13 protein-coding genes are annotated in these 13,515 nt (G+C 66.0%); 5 read left to right on the top strand and 8 right to left on the bottom strand.

Translation table 11 applies throughout. The features are described 5' to 3' along the window. Positions 1-30 precede the first annotated feature (30 nt). The 7 genes from ubiA to AX672_RS00175 form a co-directional block, all read right to left on the bottom strand. Positions 31-942 carry a 4-hydroxybenzoate octaprenyltransferase gene (gene ubiA, locus AX672_RS00210; protein WP_066646535.1) on the bottom strand — a complete coding sequence of 304 codons (912 nt, stop codon included), beginning with the start codon at positions 940-942 and terminating at the stop codon, positions 31-33. Between the two features lie 48 nt (positions 943-990). Beyond that, complete coding sequence (locus AX672_RS00205) at positions 991-2,121, bottom strand: class I SAM-dependent methyltransferase (protein ID WP_168727266.1); 1,131 nt, start codon at positions 2,119-2,121, stop codon at positions 991-993. Positions 2,122-2,836: 715 nt separating this feature from the next. Beyond that, positions 2,837-3,460, bottom strand: a complete 624-nt coding sequence (locus tag AX672_RS00195; RefSeq protein WP_066646527.1) for a LuxR C-terminal-related transcriptional regulator — start codon at positions 3,458-3,460, stop codon at positions 2,837-2,839. A 93-nt stretch (positions 3,461-3,553) separates the two neighbouring features. Continuing rightward, positions 3,554-6,229 carry a phosphoenolpyruvate carboxylase gene (gene ppc / locus AX672_RS00190; protein ID WP_066646525.1) on the bottom strand — a complete coding sequence of 892 codons (2,676 nt, stop codon included), beginning with the start codon at positions 6,227-6,229 and terminating at the stop codon, positions 3,554-3,556. 48 nt (positions 6,230-6,277) lie between these two features. Next, a complete protein-coding gene (locus tag AX672_RS00185) occupies positions 6,278-7,108 on the bottom strand; it encodes a hypothetical protein (protein WP_066646524.1) in 831 nt (276 codons plus the stop codon). Next, positions 7,105-7,632, bottom strand: coding sequence for a hypothetical protein (locus AX672_RS00180; RefSeq protein ID WP_066646522.1), 528 nt, complete (start codon positions 7,630-7,632; stop codon positions 7,105-7,107). The genes AX672_RS00185 and AX672_RS00180 overlap by 4 nt, the downstream gene beginning before the upstream one ends. An 86-nt stretch (positions 7,633-7,718) precedes the next feature. Further along, positions 7,719-8,285 (bottom strand): HNH endonuclease, encoded by a 567-nt coding sequence (locus AX672_RS00175; RefSeq protein WP_066646835.1) that lies wholly within the window; start codon positions 8,283-8,285, stop codon positions 7,719-7,721. 148 nt (positions 8,286-8,433) lie between these two features. Between AX672_RS00175 and gluQRS the strand changes: the two genes are divergently transcribed. The 5 genes from gluQRS (at position 8,434) to egtD (ending at position 12,440) form a co-directional block, all read left to right on the top strand. Continuing rightward, on the top strand, positions 8,434-9,303 hold the full coding sequence (gluQRS, locus tag AX672_RS00170; protein ID WP_066646520.1) for a tRNA glutamyl-Q(34) synthetase GluQRS: 870 nt from the start codon (positions 8,434-8,436) through the stop codon (positions 9,301-9,303). Between the two features lie 6 nt (positions 9,304-9,309). Then, positions 9,310-9,540: a twin transmembrane helix small protein gene (locus tag AX672_RS00165; RefSeq protein WP_066646519.1), complete on the top strand. Its 231-nt coding sequence runs from the start codon at positions 9,310-9,312 to the stop codon at positions 9,538-9,540. A 15-nt stretch (positions 9,541-9,555) separates the two neighbouring features. Further along, positions 9,556-10,125, top strand: coding sequence for a cob(I)yrinic acid a,c-diamide adenosyltransferase (locus AX672_RS00160; protein WP_066646518.1), 570 nt, complete (start codon positions 9,556-9,558; stop codon positions 10,123-10,125). A 76-nt stretch (positions 10,126-10,201) separates the two neighbouring features. Continuing rightward, entirely contained in the window at positions 10,202-11,461 is a 1,260-nt protein-coding gene (egtB, locus tag AX672_RS00155) for an ergothioneine biosynthesis protein EgtB (RefSeq protein ID WP_066646517.1), read from the top strand. A 1-nt stretch (position 11,462) separates the two neighbouring features. After that, complete coding sequence (egtD, locus tag AX672_RS00150) at positions 11,463-12,440, top strand: L-histidine N(alpha)-methyltransferase (protein ID WP_066646515.1); 978 nt, start codon at positions 11,463-11,465, stop codon at positions 12,438-12,440. 2 nt (positions 12,441-12,442) lie between these two features. On the opposite strand, the gene AX672_RS00145 is transcribed toward egtD, so the two are convergent. Beyond that, positions 12,443-13,483 carry a DUF1176 domain-containing protein gene (locus AX672_RS00145; RefSeq protein WP_066646512.1) on the bottom strand — a complete coding sequence of 347 codons (1,041 nt, stop codon included), beginning with the start codon at positions 13,481-13,483 and terminating at the stop codon, positions 12,443-12,445. Between the last annotated feature and the right edge of the window lie 32 nt (positions 13,484-13,515).

Below are 13,515 nucleotides of genomic sequence, written 5' to 3'. Positions count from 1 at the left end.
GCGGCATCGCGGGCGATTTGAACCGGCAATTCACAATTGGCTCGCCGTGCCGACGACGAGGCAGGCAAGGAACATCAGCAGCCCCGCGCCGCGATTGGCGCGAAAGCGGGCGAGCGCATTGCCGCCATCGTCGGGCTTGAGCGTCACGACTTGCCAGCCGAGATGGAGCGTGACCGGCAAAAGCGCCGCCAGCGCCAGCGGATCGGGCCGCACCAGCCAGATCGCCGCCGCCCAGAGCGCGATTGCAAGCGCATAAAAGCCCGCGACTCCGGCATGGACATGGTCGCCGAGCGCGCGCGCCGACGACCGGATGCCGATCAGCGCATCATCGTCACGGTCCTGCAGCGAATAGATGGTGTCGTAACCCACCACCCACGCCACCGATCCGGCATAGAGCAGCAGCCCGGGCAGCGTCAGCGCGCCGGCAATTTCGCTCCATCCGACCAGCGCGGCCCAGGAAAACACGAGCCCGAGCCATGCCTGCGGCCACCAGGTGATCCGCTTCATGAAAGGGTAGGCCGCGACCGGCGCGAGACTGAGCACTGCGACGATCGCCGCATAGACGCCGAGCTGCACCAGCACCAGCAGGCCGACCAGGCACAGCAGCACCAGCCACACCCACGCCGCCTTGACCGACACCGCCCCCGACGCCAGCGGGCGGTTGCGCGTGCGTTCGACCTGCGCATCGAGATCGCGGTCGACGATATCGTTGTAGACGCAGCCCGCGCCGCGCATCACAATCGCGCCGAGCAATAGCCACAGGAACAGGTCCCAGCGCGCGACCGCGCCGCCCGCCAGCGCGACGCCCCAGGCGCCCGGCCAGAACAACAGCCACCAGCCGATCGGCCGGTCGAACCGCGCGAGCGACACGAACGGTCGCGCTGCCCGCGGCAACAGCGCGATCAGCCCGCGATATTCGCTGTCGGGAACGATTTCGGCCATCCATCCTCCGTCCGGATGGCGGCGCTCTGCCATGCGGGGCGCCGCCTGTCAGCCCCGCGTGGACCCTAGCCAGACATGATACATGCCGCCGAACAGCATCGGCTCGGCCTGCTCGCATGCGTCCCATCCTGCCAGATCGACCGCGCCCGGCGGGTTGGGCAGCGCGCGCGGCGGCGGCTCGACGGCGATAACGGTAAGCCCCGCTGCCTCGGCAAGCGCACCGATTTCCAGCAGGTCATAACTCCGCTCGCGGACGTGAAACACCAGATCGCGGCACCCGCCGATGCTGTAGAAATCGGGCGAGTGCAGAATCTCGGGCGCGGCAAGTTCGTCGAGAGCGCGGGCGCGCCATGCGCGGATCGCCGCTGCGGTGGCTGGCACATGATCGGCAAGGGAGCGCGCCGACGCCAGTCCTGCGCGGGCGCGGCGCGCGTAAAGCGCGACGAGCATCACGCCGCCGGGGGCCAGCGCGCCTGCCAGCGCCTTCAGCCCGGCGGCGGGGTCGGCGAGGTGGTGGAGCACGCCGACGGCCTCGATCACCGGGAAACGCTCGCCGATCGTGGCGACTTCCAGCAGATCGCCGAGCGCGAAGCGAATGCGGGTGATGCCGAGCGACGAGGTCTTGGCGATCGCATGCGCAAGGCTCGCGCGCGACAGATCGATCGCGAGCAATGATGCACGCGGCCAGCGATCGGCGGCGACCAGCGCATGCTGCCCGGTGCCGCAGCCTGCCACTAGCACGCGCCGCACCCGCGCTGGATCGGCGCGGCGGGTCACTGCCTGCGGCACGGCGACTGCAAGGCCGATCGGCTCGCGCACCCACATCGGATAGGGATCAGTCTCATATTGCGCCGCGACGGGCGCACTGCTTGCGTCGATCGCAGTGATCGGGGCGAGACCGGCGGCGATCGCCGCTGCGCGCGCCGGGGCGACGACATGCGCCGCCTGCAGCGCCGCGAATGCGGGGGCCGCCCAGACCGGCTCGGGCAAATTGCGCAGCGGCTCATAACAGCCGAGCAGCGCCACTGCCGCCGGATCCCCGGCCGACGCCGCCGCGCGCAGATCAACAAGGCAGCGCGCCTCCTCAGCCTGCCACTCGGCGTCGCACGCGGGCAAGGTCAGCGCAAAGCCCGACGCCGCGGCGCGCTCGGCAAGCGCAATCAGGAATGGCAGCGGCACGGCAGCGGCACCATCGCGCAAGGCAGCGTGTCGCGCGCGCGAGGAATATCTAGAGCCGCGGCGTCGCCGCCGGCGTCGCGCGCAGCAGCGCCAGCAAAACCGGGTGCGACAGCAATGCCTGCACCCCGGACGCGGCGAGATCAGGCACCGCACCGATCACCGCACCCGCAGCATGTTCGAGATAGCGGATCGCCGCCGGCGCCAGCGCCTCGGGCCGCAGCCAAGCCTCGTCGAGCGCGGCGACGAAGACGGCATCGATATCGGGATGCGGCCGCGCCGGGACATTGGCGATCAGAAAGGCGCCGAACGCCGCACGCGCGGCCCGGTCAGGCGGTGTTGCGGCGGCAGCGATGCGGAATGCGTCAAACGCCTCGCCCAGCCGCCCCGCCGCGAGCAGCGCTGCGCCTGGTCGACCGGACGCAGCCGGGGCGCGCCCGCACGCCGATCACGGGACTGCCCCGCTCGCCGCGCGTGACGATTATTTCCGGCCACGCCAGTCCCCTTGTTGCCCAACCTCACTCGCTATCACGCACGCGGGCCTTGTGTCAGCAGCGGCTGGCGGTTTGGACGCCGTGACGAGCGATGCGCAACGGGGGGATCGGGCAGAGTCACGCGTCGCCGGGAAGCGGAGGGTCACGGCGTCCGGCGAAGTGACTAGCGCGTCTGCGAAAATGCCTCGATACGGACGATAGTCCCGGCCACTGTCGCGGTTCGCTTAGAGCCCCGCCTCGACCGCCACGCGGATCATGTCGGCGGTGGTCGGCGTGCCCAGCCGGTCCATCAGGATCGCGCGGTGCATCTTGATCGTCTTTTCCGAAAGGCCGAGTTCGGCGGCGATCTGCTTGTTGAGCAGCCCGCTCGCGGCGAGCTTCAGCACTTGCCACTGGCGCGGCGACAGCGACTTCACCAGTTCGGCTGCGCGCAACCGCCGCTGGCTCGACGGGAGCGGCATGTCGCTGTCGATTTCGACCTGCGAACCAAGGAAATAGAGCAGTTCGTCGCATTCGTCGTAAATTGGCGCGACCAGCACCGCGTTGCGGAACGGCGTGCCATCGCGCTTGTAGTTGAGGATTTCGACCAGCACCGGACGGTGCTCGCGCACGCCCTGGCGAATTCGCTCCGATAGCCATGGCTCGGTGCCCGGCCCCGACAGGAACCGGCAGTTGCGACCGACCACCTCTTCCGGCGGATAGCCGGTCAGGTCACAGAACGCCCGGTTACATGCGACAATCGGATTGTCGGGCTGGCGCGGGTCGCTCAGCACCGACGCAATCGGGCTGTCGTTGATGAGGCTCAGCAACTTCGCGTCAAGATTACTCTGTGCGATCACTGCCGCCATGCCGTCCCGTCGTCTCCAGTCGGCCCCTGCACACCTAATCAGGCGTTCACCGACCCCAATGATGTAGGGGCGATCGCTGCCAATTGCTACCGATCAGCCGCTGTTTCTGAGGGCGGTCGCAATCGCGTTGATCGACAGCAAGATGCCTTCGCCGACCCGGGGGTCGCTTTCACCGCTCCGGCGGCGCTTGATCAGTTCGATCTGGAGCAGGTTGAGCGGCTCGATATAGGGCAGCCGCAGCCGGATCGACGCATCGAGCGCGGGACTTTTCGCCAGCAAATGCGCCTGTCCGGTCGCGGCGAGCAGACCGTTATGGGCTGCCTGCCATTCGTCGCGGATGCGCCCGAAAATCGCCTCGGCGGCAGCGCGGTCCTCGACCAGCGCGGTGTAGCGCGCGGCGATACCCATGTCCGACTTGGCCATCACCTGTTCCATATTGGCAAGCGTCGCCGCGAACAGCGGCCAGCCGACGGCCATGTCCGCGAGCAGCTCGGTATCGCCGAAATCGCGCAATGCGCTGCCGACTCCGTACCAGCCGGGCAGCATCACCCGCGCCTGCGCCCAACTGAACACCCAGGGAATCGCGCGCAAATCCTCGATCGCGTCGGATTTGGTGCGGCTGGCCGGGCGCGAACCGATCTTGAGGCCCGAAATCTCGGCAATCGGCGTCATCTGGCGGAAGAACTGGCGGAACCCTGCCGTCCCGTAAACAAGGTCGCGATAGGCAGCGAAAGCGCGCGCCGACAGCGTTTCCATCGCCGCCCCGAAGCGCGCGTGATCGGCGGGAGACAGCGGCTGCGGCTCAAGACTGGCAAGCAACGTCGCCGATGCCATCGCCTCTAGGTTGGCAGCAGCGCTTTCGCGCGTGCCATATTTGCCGGCGATGACCTCACCCTGCTCGGTGATGCGGATGCGCCCCTGTACGGTACCGGACGGTTGCGCGCGGATCGCGGCAAAGGCCGATCCGCCACCGCGCCCGACTGCGCCGCCGCGCCCATGGAACAACTGCATCGACACGCCTGCACGCTCGAACACCGGCGCGAGCGCGGTCGAGGCGCGGCTGAGGCTCCAGGTGCTCGTCAGATAGCCGCCGTCCTTGTTGCTGTCCGAATAGCCGATCATCACTTCCTGATGCCCGCGCCTCGCGGCAATCGCGGCGACTTCGGGCAGCGCGAACCAGTCAGCCATGATCTGCGGTGCCGACTCGAGATCGCCGATCGTCTCGAACAGCGGCACCGCCATGATGGCGGCTCGGGGCGGATCACCCGGCGTATAGAGTCCGACTTCCTTCAGCAGCAGATGGACTTCCAGCAGGTCGGAAACCGACTGCGCCATCGACACGACATAATTGCGGATGCAGGCCGCGCCGTAACGCGTGTGCGCCTCGGCCGCTGCGCCCAGAATCGCCAGTTCGCTGCGCGTCTCGTCGGCATAGACCGCGAAGCGGCTGACCAGCGGGCGCGGGCTGGCGAGCTCGCGGCGCAGCAGGGCGATGCGGGCGCCTTCGTCGAGCGCGGCATAATCGGCCTCGACCCCTGCCCCCCTCAACAGATCGGCAACGACCCGCTCATGCACGGCGCTGTTCTGACGCATGTCGAGCGTCGCGAGATGAAAGCCGAAAGTCTCGACCGCGCGGATCAGCCGCCCGAGCGCCCCGGCGGACGCCAGCGCGCCACCACGTTCGGCAGCAAGGCCGTGGGCAATCGCGATCAGATCGCCGCGAAACGCATCGCAAGTCGGATAAGCTGCGCCGGCCAGCGCCGACGGACGCGCCGCCGGCTTGCCGGTCAGCACGAGATGCGTCGCTGCCAGCCGCGCATAAATGCCCGACAGCGCCCGGCGATAGGGTTCGTCGGCGCGCGCCTCGGCAAGGTCACCGCTCGCATCGGCGAGCGCCTGCACCTCGGCAGACACATCGGCATGCGCGGTCGAGATCGACAGCTCGGCGCCGAGCGTGTGGACGGCGTCCAGATAATGGTCGAGCACGGTCTCGCACGCCCGCGCGAGCGCGGTGCGCAGGCTGTCCGCGACCACAAAGGGGTTCCCGTCGCGGTCGCCGCCGATCCAGCTGCCGGGCCGCAGGAAGCTCGGCACGCGCCGACCGAGCGCGCGGTCCCAGCGCTGATAGAGAGCGGGCAAGGTCGGCAGGAAAATGTCGCGAAGATAGCTGAGCGCGGTTTCGACTTCGTCAGTCACATACAGCCGCTCGCGTCGCAGCACGCGCGTTTGCCACAGGAGCGCGATCTGGCGCGCGATCGCCTGTTCGACATTGTCACCGTCGGGAGTCGTCGGCAGTCCGGCATCGCGCAGCTTCATCAGCTCGGCGATGCGGTTCTTGTGGTCGATCATCGACTTGCGCCGGACCTCGGTCGGATGCGCGGTCAACACCGGCGCGATCAGGGCATTTTCGAGCAACGCGTCGATCGCCGAATGGTCGATACCCGCGCTACTCAGCCGCGCGACTGCGGCTTCCAGATCGGCCCCGGCCTCACGCGCGACTCCCTGCCGATCTTCCGCGAGATTGGCGAGCATAGAGAACAGCATGAAGCCGCGCGTGAAATCGAGCGTTTCGTCCAGGCTGAGCCGGTCGAGCGCCATGTCCGTGGCAGCGGCACTGCCAATCCCCCGATGCCGCTCGACCGAGGCCGAGCGGATCGCTTCGATCCGATCGAACAACGCATCACCGCCATAGGCACGGATCACATCCCCGAGCAGCTTGCCGAGAAAGCGAATGTCGGGATTGTTGGTGATCGCGGGGAGCTCGGCCATGGCGCCAATGCTGCGCTGCGGTACGGTCAGGGTCAAGCCGCTCCACGCCTATTTTGGAGCGGCGTTGGCCCTGCGCTCATAATAGGCAATATCCGCGTCCAGAGGTGCGGTCGCCAGCGCCGCAGCCACTGAAGGGTTTGAATCGCGTAATGCCTTTAGATTACGGGCAACTTCTAGCGATTCCGCTGGAGTCGCCGCCTTCTTGATATCAGTGTTGTAGATATAGGCGAACAAAGCGTTGTCCGCTTCAGCCTGGGAGCGTTCCGCAAGCACCGTAGGCGGCGTTGAAAATGCGTCCCTTGGCAGCGAAGCGAGCTCTTCCTTCCACTCCTGATTGAGCGCGTAGCGACCATTGCTGGTCGTTGCGAGATTCTCATTGCGCTTATGACGGATAAGGGCCGCACGGCGCTCATAGCCAACCGCTTTGCAGTTGCTGCCGTCCATTCGCATTGCATAGGCAACCGTCAACATGCGTCGCATCGCGTCGAATTCGTTGTCGGTGGTCTGGTCGGCGCTTCGCAAGAAGCGGTCAAAGCATGACGGAGGCGGGGTGAAATTGACTATGTTCACCACAAGCTTTGGGCGCCCGGGCGTCAAGTTAAGAACCAGCGGGATGCCGACGTTCCCGTAAAACACGATGACTTTGATTTTCTTTTCCACTTGCCTTGGTGCGAGGACTCCGACCGATCCGCGATATACGCGAGTGGCATCAGGCGGCGGCAGCGTGGTCGGTCGCCCCCCTTCGTCGATCACAACGCGGGTGATGGCGTTACCTTCGAAATGGACTTCGACCGGAATTTCTGTCTGCGCCACAGCGATCCCGCTGAAGCCGAAGGCGGCGAGTGGGGCAACAATGACAGTCGACCAAATTGGGTTCATGATGGCGGCCCCTTTTGCTTTGCTGCGCCCTCGATCCCGAGCTGCGTGGACAGGGTCCCAAGCAACCATATCATCAAGGCGCCAAGAAACACGTTTTGCGCCGACCGGTACTCGGGGACATCTTTGAACGTCTCGCTGGCACGCGCGACATGGGCGAGGTTGTCGGTGTCATTCATAACGATCATTAGTGCAATCAGGCACACCACACCCGCAATGCTCAACCCGACGATGAGGTAGTAAAGTGAGTCCTTCAGCTTCGACCCGGCAACAAATGTTGCGCCGTAGCTTACAATGAGGAGCAATCCGGCAAGCGAGCGGCCAAAAATATCTTGCGACCCTCCGACAAGCGTTAGTAACAGCTTCCCCGGGTAACGCTCGCCGACGATCGGCCCACTGGCGGCGACATAGAATGTCCAAATGACAAGGGCGACAACACAGGCGACGCAAAATATCGATATCACTATGATCGCTTTACGCGCCTGATCGGTCAACTTCGGGACGAACTGATCGGTCCACTTGGGCATGATTGGCTTCCCCGTTCGCCACTCGTTCGGACTAGTACACAGTCTATAGCGCCGCTAGCTCACGAGTAAACACGCCGAGACAGGCACTACGCTTCCAGCTCGACGTCCCAGTAGAGCCAGTCGCGCCAGGTTTCGTGCAGGTAATTCGGCGGGAAGCGGCGGCCGTGTTCCTGCAGTTGCCAGCTGGTCGGGCGGATCGGCTGGATGTGGAGCGGCATGCTCGCCTGCTTGGGCGTACGCCCGCCCTTTTTCAGGTTGCACGGCGCGCAGGCAGTGACGACATTTTCCCAGGTCGTGCGGCCCTTCTGGGCGCGGGGGACGACGTGATCGAAGGTGAGGTCGCGTCCGGAGCCGCAATATTGGCACTCGAAACGGTCGCGAAGGAAGAGATTGAAGCGGGTGAAGGCGGGGAATTGCGAAGGCTTGACGAATTGCTTGAGCGCGATGACCGAAGGGAGCTTCAGCCTCGCGCTGGGACTTCGCACCTCGCGCTCGTAATAGGCGACGATATCGACCCGGTCGAGGAACACGGCCTTCACGGCCGTCTGCCACGGCCAGACGCTCAACGGATAATAGCTGAGCGGGGTATAATCGGCGTTCAGGACGAGCGCGGGACACCCATCGGGATGGCGGACCATGTCCGGATGCCGGATCAGATCGGGATGATACATTTTCCCTCCCACACTTCTCGCAGTCGCCTTTCGCCGACTAGGATGACGGCATGATGACAGATCGCGCGACTCGTGGTCAATGGCCAGCTTGCTGCGCGACAAGTCGAATCGGACGTGCGACTAACCGGCGATGATCACGCGTTTTGCCCCCAGCCCGACCGGTGCCCTGCACATCGGCCATGCCTGGTCGGCGATCATGGCGCACGACCGCGCGCGCGACGCCGGTGGCCGTTTCCTGCTGCGGATCGAGGATATCGACGGCGGCCGCAGCCGGCCCGAGCATGTTGCGGGGATCCTCGCCGATCTCGCCTGGCTGGGGCTCGAATGGGACGACCTCAGTTTTCAGTCGGCACGGCTGGAACATTTTCGCACAGCGCTCGACCGGCTGCACGAGATCGGCCTGCTCTATCCCTGTTTCTGCACCCGCGCCGACATTGCGCGCGAAGTCGCTGCCAGCCTGAGCGCGCCGCACGGGACCGACGGGCTGCTCTACCCCGGCACCTGCCGTCGGCTCGACGCTGCGACGCGCGCCGAGCGCATGCACGAGCCACATGCGTGGCGGATCGATATGGCGGCCGCAATCGCGCGCGCGGGATCGATCGACTGGGTCGATGAAATTGCCGGGACCGTCACGGCTGATCCGGCCAGCGCTGGTGATGTCGTGCTCGCGCGCAAGGATGCCCCGGCGAGCTATCACCTCGCCGTGACCGTCGACGATGCTGCGCAAGGCGTCAGCCATGTGATCAGGGGCGCCGACCTGTTCGCGGCGACCCATGTCCACCGATTATTGCAGGCCCTGCTCGGCTTGCCGACGCCCGTCTATCGCCACCACGCGCTGCTGACCGATGCCGACGGCAAGCGGCTTGCCAAGCGCGATGGCGCGCCCACGCTGGCGGCGCGACGACTGGCGGGGGAGGATGGCCGCACGCTGGCGGCACGATTGCGCACCGGTATGGCCTTCGGCCCACCATTGGCATCGGCTGCGGCAACGCGTAGATAGGCTGACATGACCGTATTCCTCTGGATCCTGCTCATTGCCGCGATGATCGCGACGCTCGTCGCGCTGGTGCGCGGCATCATCACCTTTCTGATGGCGACCGAAGCCGATCTGAAGGGCACGGGACCGAGCGTCTCGGGGATGAAATCGAACCGGATGATGCAGGCGCGCATCTTTTTTCAAGCGCTGGCGATCCTGGTCGTTGTCGTGATCCTGCTGGCGACCGGTCGCACCGGCTGATCGGCGGCTGACCCGGTGGTCAAGCTCAACCGCATTTATACGCGCACCGGCGACGAGGGCATGACCGGCCTTGTCGATGGATCGCGGATTGGCAAGAATTCGCCGCGCCTGACCGCCATCGGTGAAGTCGACGAGGCCAATTCGGCGATCGGCGTTGCGATTGTCGCGCTGGGCAATGATCCGCTCGCCGCCGATCTGACGCGCATCCAGAACGACCTGTTCGATCTTGGCGCCGATCTGGCGACACCGGGCGAGGATTTTGCGCCGTCGGAGATGGTGCTGCGCATCGTGCCCGCGCAGGTCGCCCGGATCGAAGCCGAGATCGACGCGATGAACGACGCGATGCCGCCGCTCACCAGCTTCATCCTGCCGGGCGGGACACCGGGCGCGGCCGCGCTGCACCTTGCGCGCGCGATCGTGCGCCGGGCCGAACGCGCGACCGTGACCGCGATGCACGATGTCGCGATCAACCCTTGCGCGCTTGCCTATCTAAATCGCCTGTCGGATTATCTGTTCGTCGCAGCCCGCCATGTGAACCAAAAGGCAGGTGGCGATGTTCTGTGGGTGCCCGGCGCGTCGCGCTGAGGCGCGAGCCGCATTGGGCGCAGCTTTGATGTAACGTCGGCGGCTTGATCGGCTGCCCCGCACGGATGGAACGACGATGCCCGCCACGCCTGCGCTCAAAATGGACAGCAATGCGCTTGCCCACCGCCTTGCCAAGGTCAGGGCGCTGACCGAGGCGCTGGTCGCGCCGCTTTCGGACGCCGATGCGACGGTGCAGTCGATGGAAGATGCCTCGCCCGCCAAATGGCATCTGGCGCACACCACATGGTTCTTCGAAACCTTTGTCTTGCGCGACCATGTGCCGGGTTACCGGCTGTTCGACGATCGCTTCCCTTTCCTGTTCAACAGTTATTACGAAGCCGAAGGACAGCGCCACGCGCGCCCGCGCCGCGGCATGGTAACGCGACCGAGCCTGAGCGAAATCCTCGATTATCGCCGCGCGGTGACGACAGCGATGGCCGATGCCCTGCCGCGGCTGCCCGATATGGCGCAGGCGCTGGTCGAGCTTGGCTGCCATCATGAGGAGCAGCATCAAGAGCTGCTGATCACCGATATCCTCCACCTGTTTGCGCAGAATCCGATCGAACCGGCGATCTGGCCGGCGCCTGCCAAGGTGCCGGTCGAAATGCCGGGGCCGATCGGCTGGATCGCGCATTCGGGCGGCGTTGTGGACGTGGGCCATGACGGCACCGGCTTTGCGTTCGACGCCGAAGGACCGCGTCACGCAACCCTGCTCAGTCCGCATGCGATTGCCGACCGCACGATCACCAATGGCGAATGGGCCGCGTTCATCGCCGACGGCGGCTATCGCGACGCGCGGCTGTGGCTGTCGGACGGCTGGGCGTGGGTGAAGGCGCAGGGCATTACAGCGCCGCTCTATTGGGAGCAGCGCGACGGCGGCTGGACACGCTTCGGGCTCGACGGGCGGCGCGCGATCGACCCCGCCGCACCCGTTACCCACATCAGCTTTTACGAAGCCGATGCCTATGCGAGCTGGGCAGGCGCGCGGCTGCCGACCGAATTTGAATGGGAAGCCGCCGCAACAGCGCAAGAATGCGAAAGCGGCAATCAGCTCGATGCGGCAGGACCGGTCGAGCCGCGCCCCGCGACCGCCGGGGGCGGCTGGTTCGGCGATGTCTGGGAATGGACCGGCAGCGCCTTCCGCCCCTATCCGGGGTTTCGCGCGGTCGAAGGGGCGGTCGGCGAATATAATGGCAAGTTTATGAGCGGTCAGTTCGTGTTGCGCGGTGGTTCCTGCGCCACCCCGCGCGGCCATGTCCGCGCCTCCTATCGCAATTTCTTCTATCCCCATCAGCGCTGGCAGTTCACCGGCGTGCGGCTCGCCAAGGACCTGTAACATGCTCAAGCCCGAAATCGGGGATGGCGAAGCAACGCTGGCCGATCCGGCCTTCCGCGCCGATGTGCTTGCCGGGTTCGCCTCGCGCCCGCGCGCGATTCCCGCGCGCTGGTTCTATGACCGGCGCGGCTCCGAATTGTTCGAGGCGATCACCGACCTGCCCGAATATTACCCGACCCGCACCGAAGCCGGCATATTGGGAAGCGCAGGGGCGGCAATCGCCGATGCCGTCGGCACAGGCCGTGCGGTCGTCGAATTCGGATCGGGATCATCGGCCAAGACGCCGCTGCTGCTGCGCGCGATTACACCTGCCGCTTATGTGCCGATCGATATTTCGGGGGACTTCCTGCGTCATTCGTCGGCGCAGCTGGCCGCGGCCTTTCCCGGCCTGCCGGTGTTGCCACTCGAAGCCGATTTCATGCACCCGATCGCGCTGCCCGACGCGGTGGCCAACCTGCCCAAGCTCGGTTTCTTTCCCGGCTCGACGATCGGCAACATGATCCCGGCGTCGTCGGTCGATCTGCTCCGCGCGATGCGCATGTGGCTCGGCACCGGCGCGATGCTGCTGATCGGGATGGACCGCATCAAGCCGGTCGAGACGCTGGTGCCCGCCTATGACGACGCGCAGGGGGTGACGGCCAAGTTCAACCTCAATCTGCTCGAACGGATCAATCGCGAGCTGGGCGGGACGATCCCGGTGGCTGCTTTCCGCCACCGCGCGCTATGGAACGACATGCGCGCGCGGATCGAAATGCATCTGGAGGCGACCCGCGACGTGAACTTCTCGATCGAGGGGCGCGCGTTCGAGATGGCGGCGGGCGAGACGATCCACACCGAAAACAGCCACAAATACGGCCCGCGCGACGCGCGCATCCTGTTGCGCGCCGGCGGCTGGACGCCGATTGCGGAATGGACCGACCCGGCTGAAGATTTTGCCGTTATCTTGGCCGAAGCCCAGCCGCCCCGGACCGCGCCCTGATCCTATTTGGCGACCGCCGTCGCGCGCCAGACGGCCAGCCAGTTCACCGATCCGCGGCATTCGGACATTACCCGCTGTTCGACCAACCGGAACATTGCGCCGTCCCAGACATAGCTTTCGGATGAGCCGCAATCGCCGATCCCGCGGCCTTTGGCGAAACTATCCAACCGCCCGGTCTTGGCATCGAAGCCTGCGTTGACGAGGTCGGGCGGACCTTCCGGCGCCATGCCCGGCGGACTGTCGAAGGCAGCGACCACCGGCTTGGCACCGCTGGCGAGAATATAGGGGCGGCTCGAGAAATTATACGCGCCGCTGCCGCAAGGCAGCAGCACCAGCGTTTTGCCGCCGCCAAGCGGATGGACGTCGGCCTTCGGCAAGTCGCCCTCGCCGCCTTCATACACGCTGCCACACTCGCTGGCCTTGTCGAGTGCCTTGCGCAGCGCCGCCGGAAACGGCGCCGCGACGCCGCTGGGGCGCACAAAAGCAATTTGCGGCAGCGGCGGTGGTGCGGGCACGGTCGTCGCGGGCTTGGCGCCCTTCGCGACTGCGGCCGTTATCGTTCCCGCGCGCCCCTGATCGGCGTCGATGTAGCGAAGCGAGGCCGATGATCCCTTCAGCGACACCATGCCGAGCACTGACCTTGCGTCGCCGACACGCAGGTCGGTGCCCGATGCCATGCCGGCGACGATCTTGGCCGCATCGGCACCGGTGAAGCGCAGCAGGTCGTCGCGCACCACCCCGCGAACGTCGAGCCCCTGTTCGGTTGTCACGCGCAGCAGACCGTTCCCGCTTTTGGGCGGCAGCTCGATTTCGACTGTCCAGCCGCCCGTCGGCCCCGCCTCGCGCACGACCGATACCGACAATGTAGCATAGGGCGACCCTTCCTCGGGCTGGCTGTCTTCGGGCCAGAGCGAGGTCATCTCGCAGCGATGGACATTGTCGCACGCGACCGCCCAAGCCCCGAAGCTCTTGATCGCGCCGGGCTTGGGTGCAGCCGTCGCGGCTTGCGCCGTCATCAACATCATTGCCGTCAGAATCAGCATTGCCCAGACTCCTAGCCCTGTGCCGTGCGACC

This window comes from Sphingomonas sp. CCH10-B3 (genome assembly GCF_001556185.1).
GTDB classification, from domain to species: Bacteria; Pseudomonadota; Alphaproteobacteria; order Sphingomonadales; family Sphingomonadaceae; genus Sphingomonas; species Sphingomonas aquatica.
Note: the sequence above shows the minus strand (reverse complement) of the source record. Positions and strands in the feature narration are given on the sequence as shown.